At 41.1% G+C, this 14,435-nt stretch carries 11 protein-coding genes and 4 tRNA genes; 5 read left to right on the top strand and 10 right to left on the bottom strand.

Annotated elements, in window-relative coordinates; all coding sequences use genetic code 11:
* Positions 1–898: 898 nt before the first annotated feature.
* The 4 genes from Q4557_RS04535 to Q4557_RS04520 form a co-directional block, all read right to left on the bottom strand.
* Positions 899–974: transfer RNA gene (locus Q4557_RS04535), tRNA-Thr, on the bottom strand.
* A gap of 37 nt (positions 975–1,011) precedes the next feature.
* Positions 1,012–1,087, bottom strand: a tRNA-Phe gene (locus Q4557_RS04530).
* A gap of 64 nt (positions 1,088–1,151) precedes the next feature.
* Positions 1,152–1,227: transfer RNA gene (locus Q4557_RS04525), tRNA-Thr, on the bottom strand.
* A gap of 39 nt (positions 1,228–1,266) precedes the next feature.
* Positions 1,267–1,342, bottom strand: a tRNA-Phe gene (locus Q4557_RS04520).
* A gap of 439 nt (positions 1,343–1,781) precedes the next feature.
* Here Q4557_RS04520 and Q4557_RS04515 point away from each other — a divergent pair.
* Positions 1,782–2,333, top strand: a complete 552-nt coding sequence (locus Q4557_RS04515) for a cytochrome b (protein ID WP_102475644.1) — start codon at positions 1,782–1,784, stop codon at positions 2,331–2,333.
* 129 nt (positions 2,334–2,462) lie between these two features.
* On the top strand, positions 2,463–3,050 hold the full coding sequence (locus tag Q4557_RS04510) for a YceI family protein (RefSeq protein WP_102440637.1): 588 nt from the start codon (positions 2,463–2,465) through the stop codon (positions 3,048–3,050).
* A gap of 73 nt (positions 3,051–3,123) precedes the next feature.
* Here the strand turns inward: Q4557_RS04510 and Q4557_RS04505 are convergent, their stop codons facing one another.
* The 6 genes from Q4557_RS04505 to mutY all read right to left on the bottom strand — a co-directional run bounded on the left by Q4557_RS04505 (position 3,124) and on the right by mutY (position 11,899).
* On the bottom strand, positions 3,124–3,996 hold the full coding sequence (locus Q4557_RS04505) for a CBM9 family sugar-binding protein (protein ID WP_241900956.1): 873 nt from the start codon (positions 3,994–3,996) through the stop codon (positions 3,124–3,126).
* Between the two features lie 140 nt (positions 3,997–4,136).
* On the bottom strand, positions 4,137–6,536 hold the full coding sequence (locus Q4557_RS04500) for a glycosyl hydrolase family 65 protein (protein ID WP_303410968.1): 2,400 nt from the start codon (positions 6,534–6,536) through the stop codon (positions 4,137–4,139).
* A 16-nt stretch (positions 6,537–6,552) separates the two neighbouring features.
* Complete coding sequence (locus Q4557_RS04495) at positions 6,553–7,950, bottom strand: MFS transporter (RefSeq protein ID WP_303410966.1); 1,398 nt, start codon at positions 7,948–7,950, stop codon at positions 6,553–6,555.
* Positions 7,951–8,349: 399 nt separating this feature from the next.
* The gene (locus tag Q4557_RS04490; protein WP_303410964.1) at positions 8,350–10,152 is read right to left on the bottom strand and encodes an aryl-sulfate sulfotransferase; all 1,803 of its coding nucleotides are present in this window, start codon (positions 10,150–10,152) and stop codon (positions 8,350–8,352) included.
* A 322-nt stretch (positions 10,153–10,474) separates the two neighbouring features.
* Positions 10,475–10,753, bottom strand: a complete 279-nt coding sequence (locus tag Q4557_RS04485) for an oxidative damage protection protein (RefSeq protein ID WP_303410962.1) — start codon at positions 10,751–10,753, stop codon at positions 10,475–10,477.
* A gap of 9 nt (positions 10,754–10,762) precedes the next feature.
* Positions 10,763–11,899 carry an A/G-specific adenine glycosylase gene (gene mutY, locus Q4557_RS04480; RefSeq protein ID WP_303410961.1) on the bottom strand — a complete coding sequence of 379 codons (1,137 nt, stop codon included), beginning with the start codon at positions 11,897–11,899 and terminating at the stop codon, positions 10,763–10,765.
* Positions 11,900–12,062: 163 nt separating this feature from the next.
* Between mutY and trmB the strand changes: the two genes are divergently transcribed.
* From trmB to glsB, 3 genes are read left to right on the top strand one after another with little or no spacing between them, the layout of a single operon-like run.
* Positions 12,063–12,779, top strand: a complete 717-nt coding sequence (gene trmB, locus Q4557_RS04475; RefSeq protein WP_303410959.1) for a tRNA (guanosine(46)-N7)-methyltransferase TrmB — start codon at positions 12,063–12,065, stop codon at positions 12,777–12,779.
* 55 nt (positions 12,780–12,834) lie between these two features.
* The gene (locus Q4557_RS04470) at positions 12,835–13,161 is read left to right on the top strand and encodes a 50S ribosome-binding protein YggL (protein ID WP_102440632.1); all 327 of its coding nucleotides are present in this window, start codon (positions 12,835–12,837) and stop codon (positions 13,159–13,161) included.
* 8 nt (positions 13,162–13,169) lie between these two features.
* Positions 13,170–14,084: a glutaminase B gene (gene glsB, locus Q4557_RS04465; RefSeq protein ID WP_303410956.1), complete on the top strand. Its 915-nt coding sequence runs from the start codon at positions 13,170–13,172 to the stop codon at positions 14,082–14,084.
* The last annotated feature ends 351 nt before the right edge of the window (positions 14,085–14,435 follow it).

The raw sequence follows: 14,435 nt of genomic DNA, 5'->3' as shown, positions 1-14,435 counted from the left end.
TTGAATTTAGTTTATGAGTGAATTTTGGTGATTAATGATGAAATATTCAGTCCTTTGGCAGGAATAATCCCATCAGTAAATGAATGTTGGTGTTGGCAACTCAAAATGAAAGGCGTTATGTTATAACTTCAAAATAATGGGTGGCTATGTATTTCTCGATTTACAACAAGGATTTAGCGATGGTATCTTTGAAGTTTGAATTGAGCAGCCTGGAACATTATTGTGCTGCTATAGAATAAGCTGTTATATACCCAAGGAAGATTATGTATAAGATTAAGAAATTCTCGTTAGCTACATCTCTATTATTTTTGCTATCTGGTTGCGGTGAGGAGTCCCCCAAAATAATTCACATAAAAGATGGTGTCGCTCAATTTAGAAACGTAGATCATAACTTGAACGTCACATTTAACATTCCAGGCGATCTAACAGTTCATTTCTTTGAAAATTACGCAAAAATTGAAGCTAAAAATAACGTCGAGCACACAATACACTACGTACCACTAGACAAAATTGTGTATATAGGCTCTCCAATTCTTGTTAATTAGGGCATATAACAAGCGCCTAAACTTCGACAATGTAAAGTTGTCATGGTTTTGGCAAACAACGCAAAAAGCCACGCCAACACATTGCGTGTTAGGCGGGCGTTACCACATATCAGGTCGCCATACTTTACCTAATTGAAGTCGTTGCTTTCAGAGTTTCAGCTCTAAATGATTTCTGTCCAATTACGTGTTATACCTACTCATCTTATGGTGTCGGGAATCTATAAATTCTTCAAATCTAGTACGCAGCTATGACCAAAGTAGGGCGAATAACAAGTAGCCTTGATTAGTTACTAATAAAGACCACAAATTTCAGACACAAAAAAGCCACTCATTGAGTGGCTTTTTTGTTTTTATGGTGCCGGCACCAAGAGTCGAACTCGGGACCTACTGATTACAAGTCAGTTGCTCTACCAACTGAGCTATGCCGGCTTATCTTTTTAACGGTGAAAAACCATTAAATTAAATATGGTGCCCGAACCCGGAATCGAACCAGGGACACGAGGATTTTCAATCCTCTGCTCTACCGACTGAGCTATTCGGGCGACTAACTATCGTTAGCTTGAAACTTACAAGAAAAAACCACTCACTGAGTGGTTTCTCTGTATATGGTGCCGGCACCAAGAGTCGAACTCGGGACCTACTGATTACAAGTCAGTTGCTCTACCAACTGAGCTATGCCGGCTTATCTTTCTTAACAGTGATAACACTATTAAATTAAATATGGTGCCCGAACCCGGAATCGAACCAGGGACACGAGGATTTTCAATCCTCTGCTCTACCGACTGAGCTATTCGGGCAACTAACTAAGCGTTAGTTTACTACTTCAAACTGGGTGCTAACTTAGTAGTTAGAGCCTGTGTCGTTTGGAGTGCGCACATAGTATAGCGATGGTTTTAATCCTGCAAGTGCTTTTTTAAATGATTTTAATCGTTCGGCTAGTAAATGGCCAAACTGAGCGATTTTTTGCCTTTAATCGGTTTTTAATTCTATTAATTCAGTTTAACTCCAGTTTATTGGCTGAAAACACGGCTATTAAAGCCCAATTACGGTGATTTTTAGCAGCTTTAATCGATTTATCAAATTTAAAGCTTACTTGAATACGACTGGCTGGGTTTAGTCAGGACTCAATTAGCCTAATAGTTCTATTTTATCGAATGGTTTTGCCTACTTTTAGCGATATTCTTTTTGTTTTGTGTCGATATAATCATTCACATAGATTTTGACAAGGACAGCTTGATGTTAGCAAATACAAAAAATGGCTATGGTTTAGTGAGTATTAGTCTCCATTGGTTAAGTGCATTAACCGTTATTGGCTTATTCGGCTTAGGTTTTTGGATGGTTGATCTCACTTATTACAGTAGTTGGTATAAAACCGCGCCGGATATTCACAAAAGTGTTGGCATTTTATTGTTACTGGCAACGCTAGTGCGATTAGTGTGGCGCTTAGGCTCTGCGAAACCTCATGCAAAGAGTAATCACAAGGCTTGGGAGCAAACGGCGGCTAAGTGGGCTCATGGAATGCTTTATCTATTAATGTTGGCCATTATGGCGACAGGCTTTTTAATTTCAACGGCTGATGGCCGCGGAATTTGGGTATTTGATTGGTTTGAAGTGCCGTCACTGGGCAGCTTTATTAACAACCAAGCTGATATTGCTGGCTTAGTTCATCAATATGCAGCCTATACATTAATAGCCCTAGTGATTATTCATGCAGCAGGCGCGATAAAACACCAATTGATTGATAAGGATGGCACTTTATCAAGAATGATAAAACCTGCCACAAAATAGTTTTAACACCTACAGCACTTGAATCGAGCCTGTAACTCGACGAGCTGAGAACGCTAATTATTAGCTAGCAACACTTATTAGTACTTGAACATATCAATAATATTGAATTTATAATAAAGGGAATGACCAATGAAAAAGCAACTTTTAGCCACAGTATTATCTAGCGTTATCGGCGCTGCAATGTTACTACCATCAGTCGCTAATGCGGCCGATTATAAGATAGATACTCAAGGTGCCCACGCATCAATTCAATTTAAAGTAAATCATTTAGGCTATAGCTTTGTAGCTGGTCGTTTTAATGATTTCAGTGGTGATTTTAGTTACGATGCGGCAAAAATTGCTGACACTAATTTGAATGTCACCATCAATACAACGAGTGTTGACTCAAACCATGCCGAGCGTGATAAACATTTACGTAGTGCTGACTTTTTAAATACTGGCGCGTTTCCTCAGGCGCAGTACACCTCGACTAGTGTTGAAGACCAAGGCAATGGCAAGATATTGGTTAACGGTAATTTGACCTTAAATGGGGTGACTAAGCCTGTGGCTATTGCCGCTGAATTTGTTGGTGAAGGCCAAGATCCTTGGGGTGGTTATCGTGCTGGCTTTATTGGTACCACAGAATTTGCCATGAAAGACTTCGGTTTTAAAATGGATTTAGGCCCAGCGTCTGCCAATGTTAGCCTAGATTTGGTTATTGAAGGGATTAAGCAATAACGTCTATTGAACAGGTTTACTAAAAACAACAAAGCCGTCAATGATATTAGTCATTGGCGGCTTTTTATGATGATTATTGTGCCGCTTTTAGAATAATACTGCCAAAAACATCAGCGTGTTTATAGCCGCGATTCATGTCGCCATTTAACGGCTTTATCGGGTGGGAGCCAATAAAGTTCTCTCTTTGTTTGGAGCCATCATTATCACAATAGGCCAGCATAAAACCCATTTGTTTGTTGGCTTGTAAGCTAACGGCTGCAACCTGCTGCTTATCAAAAGCGCTTAAGCTGTCATTGTAACTGTCAGGGAATACCGTTATCGCCATTTCCCAATAGATTTTTTGAGGGTTAACTGGGTCTCTCGACCATGCTGTGGTGATATGCTCATTAAAGGTGGCGGCCTTTTTTTGCGTGGTAAAATCAGCCACTTGTTTATCTAATGCCACATGATAGGCAAAAGCATTATGGCTATATTGATGCTCGCCACCTGAGCCATCTTCATCAATAAACACCTCTACGGTGTCATCATCCCAATACCGCACTGTGGGATCAGCGCTTTGATCAAATAGCACATCATCAATCACTTCAGTCAGTAGATAGAGCTTATCTTCACGCCAAAGCAGTTTATATTGGCCACTAAAATCATCGGCAGTTATAGCATCGCCGATGATCATTTGATCAATCGGTTGCCACTTAGCTTGTTGCCAATCAGATTCATCAGCAATGCCATCAAGGGTAATGGCTTTATTAGCGTAGTTAACTTCAATAGGGGCATGCACATATTCGGCAGATGTTTTGTTTGTGCTTGGAGCCGTATCAGCATTCGCCATTGAAGCAATTGCGGTGCAATTTAATGCCAACAGGCAGGGCAGTATTAGGCCTTTAAGTGAGGCGTTGGCCTTATGTTTATGGCTCGCTTTATTAGTTGGTTTTTCAGTGCAGTCCATTGTCCAGTAAACTCCTAATGTTTAAGTCTTAAAGTCAGTATCTTATAGAATCATTTATTATTGGGCATATTCACACGCTTTGACATTAGTCGAAAGCGTTATCTTAATCAGTAGCTAGGATACTGATTTTTCAACTTGCGTTATACAGCCAGCAACACGCTGATGCTATAGCTTGTATTAGTGCTGATAGCTAAAATATGCTCACCTGCAGCATTAGTCTGTAAGCTTTTACCGTTAACTAAAACCTGCTGGGATATGATGTCTGCTCGCCTTTGTATTGATACATCCACAGTTGCGCCGCGAAAACGCCTACTTACCTTTAGGCTAGGCCAGTGCTTTGGTAGTTGTGGTTTGATTTTTAAGCCGTCGCTGCAGCCTTTTAGGCCACAAAGTTGCTCGATGATAATTCGGTAAATCCAAGCGACGGTTCCAGTATTAAATAACTGGCTCGATTTACCCGCATCATCAGGATATTGAAAATAAGCCCCGCGGTAATAGTTGGGAATAAACACGGGTAATTGACCTCGGGTGAGCTCATTTTGCACATCTTCAGCAGTTATCATGGTTTGTAATAGTTCAAATGCTTGCTCTGTTTCGCCTTGTTCAAATAGGGCGTATATATAAAATGCCCCAGCATGATTATAAACTGAACCATTTTCAGCGGTGCCAGGAAACTTTTGGGTTAATCTGCCCACTTGCTCATCCATTTGGGTATAAGCGGGAGCTAGCATCATCATCCCAAAAGGTGTTTGTAATTGCTGCTTGATTTGCGGCTGCATCAGTGACCAGCGCTGATCATTAACTGCGCCAGACAACATGGCAAAAGTTTGCGGGTTAAGATAAATGCGGCCTTGATGATTATCGCTTACACCAAAACAGTGACCTGCATCGGTAATACCGCGGGCAAACCATTCACCATCCCAGCAATGTTCAATTACGGCATCATTTAATTGCGTTGCAAGTTGGCTAAATTTTGATGCTTTATTGTCACAGGCCATTTGCTGGCAAACTTTTGCCCACAGTGTCATGCTGTAAGCACTTGCTAACGTCAACCAGCTTGAAACACCCAAGCCTTTATAGCCCACCATGTTCATCGGATCGCACCAATCGCCTTGGTTGATAAAGTTAAGGCCGCGGTTATCACGTTGAGAGTATAAGAACTCCAGCGCTAAACAAACGTGTTCCATCACCGAACGGTTTTCTTCACTGTCAGCAAAACCAATGGTTTGATTTAAGAAATCAAAGTCGGCGGTTTCATTTAAGTAAGCCTCAATACAAATCACTAGCCAGACACAATGATCCGTGTGGGGGATTTGATTGATGTATTTAAGCTCAGATTCAGGGTGCAATAAAATGCCATCCGGCATTTCACCATTGCGATGTTGCTGGGCGAGGGCGACTTCGAAGGCGGCTTTGGCCTTGTTAGGGTTGATATAAATCATCCCCATAGCGTCTTGAAGGTAGTTTCTGGTTTGTGGATCGGTGCTTAATCGATTGACATCGCCATGGTAAAAAACCTGTCTAGGTAGCCAATGATTGATGAAGTTATCAAGCTTAGGGGTTGAGGATAAAAGGCTTAAACAGCCATTTTCTCTACTGAGATACGCTTTGTATTTATTTTGAGCTTGAGTAAATTGTGCTGTTGAACTCAAATAGCGCTGTTTTAACTCACTGGCTTCGTGAGCATCTTTTACCGGCGCAAAAACAAACTTTAATGCCACTGCTGGCTTGATGTTATTGCTAGCGTCATCATAAGCGGCAAGCTTACGATTAAATTGCATTATCGCTGCAGGGGTTTGGTAATGAGCAGGCATGTTTTCTAAGCGGTTATTACTGATAGCCGTTGGGTTATGTAAACCGCCTTCGCCTTCAAAAACACTTTGACGGGTTTCGTAACTATCAGGGGTTGTGTCAGTTAGAAATACTGTGGTGTCTTTAAAGTCTTGTTGAACAAAGTATTGATCGACTTTTTGATAGGGGGTGATTGAGTGACATAAAATTGCATTAAGTGAACGATCAAATTTTGCAGATTGATTCATCCACGACATATAGCCCACAGGAAAGTAGCTATAAACGCTGATATCTCGCGCCGTTTGACTTAGGTTATCAATGGATAACTGCCATAGCTCTGCGGTATCTTCAGTGGCTAAGGTTAAGCTTAGTTTGCAGTGTAGGTTGAGGTGCTTAACTTGCCAACTGACTTGATGCTGGCTAACGATAAACTCAAATGATGCCAATGATTGCCTTACTGGCTCATAGGGCAATGAGAATAGCTCGTTAGTGAGGTTATCTTTTATATAAAAAAATCGCCCAGGATGATGGCTAAAATAGGCATGTTCTGGCTGCATAAAGGTTTTGGCCTCTAATGCTGGCCCATGGGCATATTTAGCAGGTTCTGGCTGCATAAATTGCGCAGTCGCAAAACCCCGACAATTCATTTGAATCATCATGTTTTTATTCCATAAAAAACCACAGGCTTTTGGCATAATGGTTGGACTATGCAAGCTGACGTTGCCATTTTTATGATGGTAAGTAATCACTATTTAAACTCCTTAACTACTCGCTTGCAGGCTCTGATTTATCAATAGCTTGATAAAGCGACTGGTTAATTTGGCGCATTTTTTGTTCATCTAAGCTGTAGTGTTTAACAACCCAAACCGCTAATAAGGCAAAGCCTGCAGGGATGATGGTATTGAGCAGTAAAATCCCCATTAACGAGTCGGGTGATTGCTGCTGATTTGCCACATAACCCATGGATGACAGCATCCAACCGATCATCGCGCCTGCAAAAGCGCCGCCTAATTTTTGCGAAAAGGCTGCTGCTGAAAAAATCATTGCGGTGGCGCGGCGGCCATTTTTATATTGTGAGTAATCAGCAGTATCGGCATACATAGAAAACACCAACGGCGATTTAGGCCCTAAGCAAAATCCAATTAAGGCCTGCAATACAAACATCAAGGTAAGGTTGTGAGCAGGAATAAAGTAAAAGGCTGCTGACAATATGGCGACAGAAGTCATCAAACCTATCAATAAGCTGCGTTTATCAAAGTATTTGGTTAACAGTGGGGTTGAGGCGGCGCCTAGGGCAAGTGAGATCATATAAACCGCGGTAAAGGTGCCAATGAGGTCTTCTCGGTTTACATAGTATTTAAAGTAAAAGGTGCCGGTACTGGCGCGCAAAGTGATGGTGAACATGATGATTAACGCTAAAGAGAATAAAATCAGCCATGGCTTGTTGTTGGTTAAATCGATGATGTCTTGTTTGATTGAGGTTTGTTGATTCGCTGGTGGCGCTATGCGCTCTTTAGTTGCAAAAAAAGTAAGGCAAAACAGCACCGCTGAAATAAGTCCATAACAGGCCATGGTCAGTTGCCAGCCTAATGCCTCATTACCTGCGCCAAGATAAGTAACTAATTCAGGCGTCATATAAGCAACTAAAGTACCGCCAGAAAAAGCACCGATAAATCTAAAACTGGTTAATGTGGTTCTTTCCTGACTATTACTGGTGACTACACCTAATAGCGCGCCGTAGGGCACGTTAATAAAGGTGTACGCCAGCATCATAAAAATGTAAGTGCCATAAGCCCAAATCAATTTACCATCATCACCTAAATCGGGCACTGTGAAGGTGAGTACTCCAGCTGCAGCAATGGGAATAATGCCTAATATGAGATAAGGGCGAAATTTGCCAAAGCGGGTGTTAGTTCTATCAGCGAGGGCGCCCATTAATGGGTCAGATACCGCATCGATTATGCGAGTCACTAACATCATGGTGCCAACAGCTGCAGCTGATATACCAAATACATCGGTGTAGAAAATAAATAAGAACACATCAAAAACACGCCAGTAAAAGTTAGATGCCACATCCCCAAGGGCGTAACCAACTTTCTCTTTAAAGGATAACTTATCGAATGTGACCGATGTGTTTTTTACGCTGGTTGCTGATTGTTCCATAATCGTTTTTATACCTTGATTGTTGCAATCTAACTTGAAGGTATTACTTACAACTAACCCACTATTCACTTGTATTTACAACATCTTCGCTGGGTTGATACCTGATAAAGTGTAAGGCTTTAATATTTAGCACGCCTAAGTCACGCCTAAGTCACGCCTAAGTGTAAGCGCTTACATTGTGATTTTAATGTAAATTATTAATCATTTTTTGACCAGTATTAATTTAAATAAACTGAATATGATTTTTTGAAAAGAGGCGGGTAGAAGCGTTTTATTGATCTGGGATAAAGAGGCTAAGGTATTCAGCCCTTTTCCATCAAAGGGCTGAATAACATTTACTAAATAATTCTTATTGGATACTTGTTACTGGGTAACTGTTATTGAATAAGAAGCGACTCACTATTTAAGCATCTCGTTTACACGTATTACTTGGGCGCGGTAGCCTGTGGCAAACATATCGTGACTATTAATATTAATGCGCACAGCGGGCTTGGTTTCGCCATAGCGATGCTCAACTAAAATAGACTTAACTTTACCCGTGGTGTCATCCATTTTGATATTGCCATAACCGCCACCTAATCCAAATAAACCGGCAGAGGCAAAGTAGCTCATCATGCTGTCTTTATCTTGCTGATATTTAACGATAGATGTTACTGGCGAGTAGCCTTGATAACCCAACTCGTCTTTACCGTATTGCCATACTTGGGTAACGGTTTTATTGGCCTCATCAATTTTGTATTCAACCGCGCGGGAATATTTTTCACTGGCAAACATCGGCTGACCAAGGTGTCTACCATCGCCATTATCAAATACGGTTAAAGTGCCCTTTTCAGGAACAAGATAAGCGGTATGGGAGGTGTATGAGAAGTCAAAATCACTGCCTCGGCAACGACCCTTTTCATTACAGCTAAGTTTGTTACCTGTAGCATCAACTGGCGAGAGTAGCTTATCTTGGAACTTGTCACTCCAGCCTTTTTCAGGGCCTAATATCCATTTAACTTGTTTATCGCGGCCAATTTTGATTACCGCTGATTGATGGCGCGAGCTAATGATGATGCTGTCATCTTTAGGGTCATAATCTATTGAATTGACATGGGCCCAGTTACGGCCTGTTTCTACTCCGTGAATATCACCATAAGGGGCATTCTTTAAATCGTCTAAGGTGGTTTGATGGCCAGCTTGATCAATATTGATATTTAAACAAACTGCACCGGCATCAAGGGATAATAATGCCGCATCACGCAGTGGGTCTAAAATAGTGTTTAAATCCCAGTAATCCACTAACTTACCTGTGTTATCAACCTCAATGATTTGATCGCGTATGGTGTTGACTAACATGCCATCAGCGCGGCGATAATCTTTGGCGGCGGCGCGAATAAAGATATTGCCGTTGGCAGCTTCAATCCCTTCGTGTGATGCATCGATAAAATTTCCCGGTAAATTGTGCTCTGAAATCATTCTTCCCATTAATGACATTTTTTTCCAGCCTTGGCCCTGTACCCACACCATGTTGCCGTCTTTAGTGACGTTCATGCCCATGGCGTAACCTGCGCTGTCATAATTTTTTGAGTTATGGGTGGTGTAAGGATTCAGATACCAACGAATATCACCGGCGGTATCGATAATGAAAAATCCTGGTTTCCCATCCCAAGAAAACGCCCCAGGTGCATCAGGGTTATTGTGGGATAACTGACCCGACTTTCCGTCTGGATTGGTCCAGTTTACAAAATAAAGGCGGTCTTTAAAGTCAGCGTCAACATGTTCTACTTCGACGATGGGCGCTTTAGCCCACTGGCTTTCTGAAAAGCCCATATCAATGTCTGGGGTTAGCATTTGATACTCGTGGCTGCGCTGCTTGCCGTTTTCAGTCCATTTAATTGTAAAGGTGTTCATAAAGGCAGGGTAGAGACCAAAAATTGGCACTCCACCTTCATCCATTACCCGCATATCATCAACTTGATAGTTTATGCTGACACCAGTTTCACCTTTGGCATGTATGGTGACATCCACATTGGAAATTTTATGGCCATTAAGAGTCACTAAAGCCGTTAGTGGGGCATTTTCATAGGGATTATGAATGATATAACCCAATGGCGCATCTGCCACTGGCATTGGCTTCATCCCCATGGGGTCTGCATTAACATTATTGATTGAATAAAGCAGTGACAAGGTCAATGCTGTATAAAGTATTGGCTTTAGCATGGGCACACTCTGAAATTAGTTATAGCGGCAGTATACCTTGGCATAATCGATAATAATGCAGTGTAACTAACAGAAAGTGTTATAATTTTTTACTTTTGATTAATAGCTCACGAAATAAGATTTTTAACTAAATTTAGGGAACTTTTGTGAATAGGCTGTGGAGTAACAACTATTTAAAAGCTATGGGGAAGTTAATTACAATTGTCTCAAAAGTGATTGGTAATTGATGCGAATAAAAAAGCCTACTTTATATCAACACGCCGTTAGCGGTTTTAAAGTAGGCTCTTAAGCTATTCAGCTAGATAAGGGGTTAGCTATTTAGTTACTCGTCTTCACTTGGAGGTACATAACCTTCAACGGCAACATCTTTGCCTTCAAATAAAAAGCTAACCATATTATCTTCAAGTAGTTTACGGTCATCAACATTCATCATGTTAAGTTTGTTTTCATTGATTAGCATGGTTTGTTTTTTCTGCCAAAGTGCCCACGCTTCTTTACTGATTGAATCAAAGATACGCTTGCCTAGATCGCCAGGGTAAAGTTGAAAATCTAAACCTGGAGCTTCTTTCTTTAAATATACGCAATTAACATTACGAGCCATGATTATTCCTTAAAGGGATTCCTTGACGGGATCTACTGCTAAAAGAGCGGCTAAGTTAGATAAAATCCGCTCAGTTGCTGCGGCTAATCCAACTTTCGCGGGATGATGTATGTTATACCAGAGTGTCTGATTTTGTTCCATTACACTTGAGTCAATTTGAGGCGATTGTTGATTTTCGCCGAGATTAACTAAGATAGGCTGAATATCTAAATGAAAATGACTAAAAGTATGTCTAAATCCTGCAAGCCATTGTGATTGTTCATTATTGTTGTTTTTTGCTGCGGCATATTCATTGCTGCTGTGATTAAACCCATTAGCATTGATATGTGCAAGCAGCGCCGCCTCAGTATCAAATTGAGGAAAACACCATAAGCCGCCCCAAATGCCTGCTGGTGGTCTTTTATTAAGAATGACTTCACCATCTTTATGCAGTACTAGCATCCATGCAGATTTTACTGGAATGGTTTTTTTAGGCTTTTTACCGGGGAATTCTGTCTGTCGGCCAGCAAGCTGCGCTTTACAATCAATTGCAACAGGGCATTGAGCACAATTGGGTTTACTGCGAGTGCAAACCGCAGAGCCAATATCCATCATGGCTTGGTTAAATTTAACCACATCTTTTTGCGGGGTTAACTTATCCGTTAAGTGCCATAATTGTTGTTCAACTGCTTTTTGACCTGGCCAACCTTCAATTGCGCCGTGACGGGCAAGTACCCGTTTAACGTTTCCATCTAATATTGAATGATGCTGACCAAGGGACAATGACAAAATGGCCCCAGCAGTCGAGCGGCCAATACCCGGTAAGGCTATGACTTCATCTAGCGCTTCAGGAAACTTGCCTGCATGTTGCTCACAAACTGTTTTAGCCGCTTTATGCAGATTACGGGCGCGGGCATAATAGCCTAACCCCGTCCAATGATGCAGTACATCATCTTCGCTGGCATTGGCAAGGGCTTTAATGTCAGGAAAGCTTTGCATGAATTTTTCATAGTAGGGGATAACAGTGGCAACTTGAGTTTGTTGCAGCATGATCTCTGAAATCCACACTCTATATGCGGTTTTATTGATTTGCCACGGTAAGGTCTTGCGTCCATGTAAATCGTACCAAGCGGTGATCCGCTCAGAAAAGGAGTTAACTTTTTTCATCAGCGCAGTGTATATGGAGAATATTCTATAAACAAGGGAGCCTGTTAACTGATAAATACTTTAGTCATGGTGATTTTAAGATATACTTAGCCACTATTATTGGAACAAAGATGAAACTTTGAATAGTCGGCAATTTAAACGCTATTCAAATGATGAGGCATACATGAGCGACGTTACCACCGCTGAATTTAACGAAGATGGCAAATATATTCGTAAAATCAGAAGTTTTGTATTAAGAGAAGGCCGTTTAACCAAAGGCCAAGCAAACGCAATTGAAGCACATTGGCCTGCAATGGGTTTAGATTACACACCAGAAGCGATTAATTTAGCTGAAGTGTTTAAGCGTGATGCTGATACCGTATTAGAAATTGGTTTTGGTATGGGCGCATCTTTAGTTGAAATGGCTAAAGCGGCTCCTGAGTTAAACTACATTGGTATCGAAGTACATAAACCAGGTGTTGGCGCATGTTTAGTTGATGCCGGTGAAGCCGAAATTACTAATTTACGTGTTTATCATCATGACGCGATGGAAGTGCTTGAAAACAGCATTGCTGATGGCTCACTTGCCCGAGTACAATTATTTTTCCCAGATCCTTGGCACAAAAAACGTCATCACAAACGCCGTATTGTGCAAGCTGAATTTGCGCAATTAATTCGTCGTAAGCTTAAGATTGGCGGTGTTTTCCATATGGCAACAGATTGGGAAAACTACAGCGAGCACATGTTAGAAGTGATGTCTGTGGCTGAAGGTTATAAAAACCAATCAGCAACCAATACTGTAGTTGAACGTCCAGAACATCGCCCGCTAACTAAGTTCGAAGCCCGCGGCCATCGTTTAGGTCATGGCGTTTGGGACATAATGTTCGAACGTATTGCATAATTATAATAAAATATTGTTAAAATAAGCTATTTAATCAACTAACTAGGAAATAACCATGGCTAAGACCCGAACTCGCCGTTTACGTAAGAAACTACGCGTTGATGAATTCCAAGAATTTGGTTTTGATATCAACTGGACTTTTGATGAGTCAATTTCTGAAGCAGATATTGATAAAGCTGTTGATGAGTTCATTGAACAAGTCATTGAACCTCGTAAGCTAGGTTTCCATGGCGGCGGTCATAAAATGTGGGAAGGCATTATTGCAACACAAGAGATCGGTAAATGTACCGAAGAAGATGTTGCTGCTGTTAAAGCCTTCTGGGAAGCGAAAAAAGTGCCACAACTTGAAGTTAGTGCACTGTACGACATCTGGTGGGGCTAATATAGCTAATGCCTGAGCAAATATTGCTTGATGAAGTGGTCGACAAGGTTCGGCCACTTATTGGTTTAGGGAAAGTCGCAGATTATATTCCAGCATTGGCTGACGTAGATCCAAACAAAATAGCAATAGCAGTCACTGGCGCAGATGGTCACACCATTGGCGCTGGGGATTATCTTGAGCCGTTTTCCATTCAATCTATCTCCAAAGTATTCAGCCTTACTTTAGCGCTAAGTTTGTACTCCGAAGATGAACTTTGGAGCAGGGTAGGTAAAGAGCCTTCAGGTCAGTCGTTTAACTCATTGGTTCAAGTTGAGCTTGAACGAGGCATTCCAAGAAATCCATTTATTAATGCTGGTGCATTAGTGATAGCAGATTTAATTCAAGCGCGCCTTGGTGCACCTAAGCATCACTTGCTTGAAGTGGTTAGAAACCTGAGCGAAAACCCTCACATACTTTTTGATAAAGTGGTGGCTAATTCAGAATTTCAGTTTAGTGCCCGTAATGCCTCTATTGCCTATTTAATGAAGTCATTTGGTAATTTTAACGGCGATGTTGATACAGTATTAAAGAGCTATTTTCATTACTGCTCATTAAAAATGAATTGCGCTGACTTATCAAAAGCGATGCTTTATCTCGCCAATCGCGGTAAAAGCCTAGCAGGGGATCAAATCGTTACCCCAGTACAAACCAGACAGCTAAATGCACTGCTTGCTACCTCAGGTTTATATGATGGCGCAGGTGAGTTTGCTTATCGGGTAGGTATGCCAGGTAAAAGTGGTGTTGGCGGCGGCATTATTGCGGTGATCCCTGGGGACATGTCTATTTGCGTATGGTCGCCTGAACTTGATCAAAATGGCAACTCACTGGCAGGCACTCGCATGCTTGAGCATTTATCACAATCATTAGGTCGCTCAATTTTTTAAACTCGCTTATGTTGCTGGGCAAGTTTTTTATGCCCATTTTCAAATGTTAAGCTTGAAGTCATATATTGTCATATCCGTATTCTCACCACGATTGTTGAAAATCTTCTATTCTTAAACCCACTTATAAAATAGCGATGATGAAAATTACCAACATTTGGCTTATTTCACACATAGTTAATATAAATCCAAATCTAAAAGCTAAACCTATTAGTTATTATCTGCTTTAAGTTGTTGATAAAAAGCTTATTTATGTTTTTGGCACAGCCTGTGCAATAACTTGGTATCAGTCTAATTAACATTGAAACTAGATATCAAAACGTTGGCAGTAGCTTAGTGAGCAGTTTAGCCACT

Origin of the sequence: Shewanella sp. 5_MG-2023, assembly GCF_030547465.1 — a bacterium.
Taxonomy (GTDB): domain Bacteria; phylum Pseudomonadota; class Gammaproteobacteria; order Enterobacterales; family Shewanellaceae; genus Shewanella.
Note: the sequence above shows the minus strand (reverse complement) of the source record. Positions and strands in the feature narration are given on the sequence as shown.

Bases quoted from the DNA above. Each gene is read 5' to 3' on its own strand.
- Q4557_RS04490 (WP_303410964.1), bottom strand. From the start codon at position 10,152: ATGCTAAAGCCAATACTTTATACAGCATTGACCTTGTCACTGCTTTAT.
- glsB (WP_303410956.1), top strand. From the start codon at position 13,170: ATGCCTGAGCAAATATTGCTTGATGAAGTGGTCGACAAGGTTCGGCCA.
- mutY (WP_303410961.1), bottom strand. From the start codon at position 11,899: ATGAAAAAAGTTAACTCCTTTTCTGAGCGGATCACCGCTTGGTACGAT.
- trmB (WP_303410959.1), top strand. From the start codon at position 12,063: ATGAGCGACGTTACCACCGCTGAATTTAACGAAGATGGCAAATATATT.
- Q4557_RS04485 (WP_303410962.1), bottom strand. From the start codon at position 10,753: ATGGCTCGTAATGTTAATTGCGTATATTTAAAGAAAGAAGCTCCAGGT.
- Q4557_RS04470 (WP_102440632.1), top strand. From the start codon at position 12,835: ATGGCTAAGACCCGAACTCGCCGTTTACGTAAGAAACTACGCGTTGAT.
- Q4557_RS04495 (WP_303410966.1), bottom strand. From the start codon at position 7,950: ATGGAACAATCAGCAACCAGCGTAAAAAACACATCGGTCACATTCGAT.
- Q4557_RS04515 (WP_102475644.1), top strand. From the start codon at position 1,782: ATGTTAGCAAATACAAAAAATGGCTATGGTTTAGTGAGTATTAGTCTC.
- Q4557_RS04510 (WP_102440637.1), top strand. From the start codon at position 2,463: ATGAAAAAGCAACTTTTAGCCACAGTATTATCTAGCGTTATCGGCGCT.
- Q4557_RS04505 (WP_241900956.1), bottom strand. From the start codon at position 3,996: ATGGACTGCACTGAAAAACCAACTAATAAAGCGAGCCATAAACATAAG.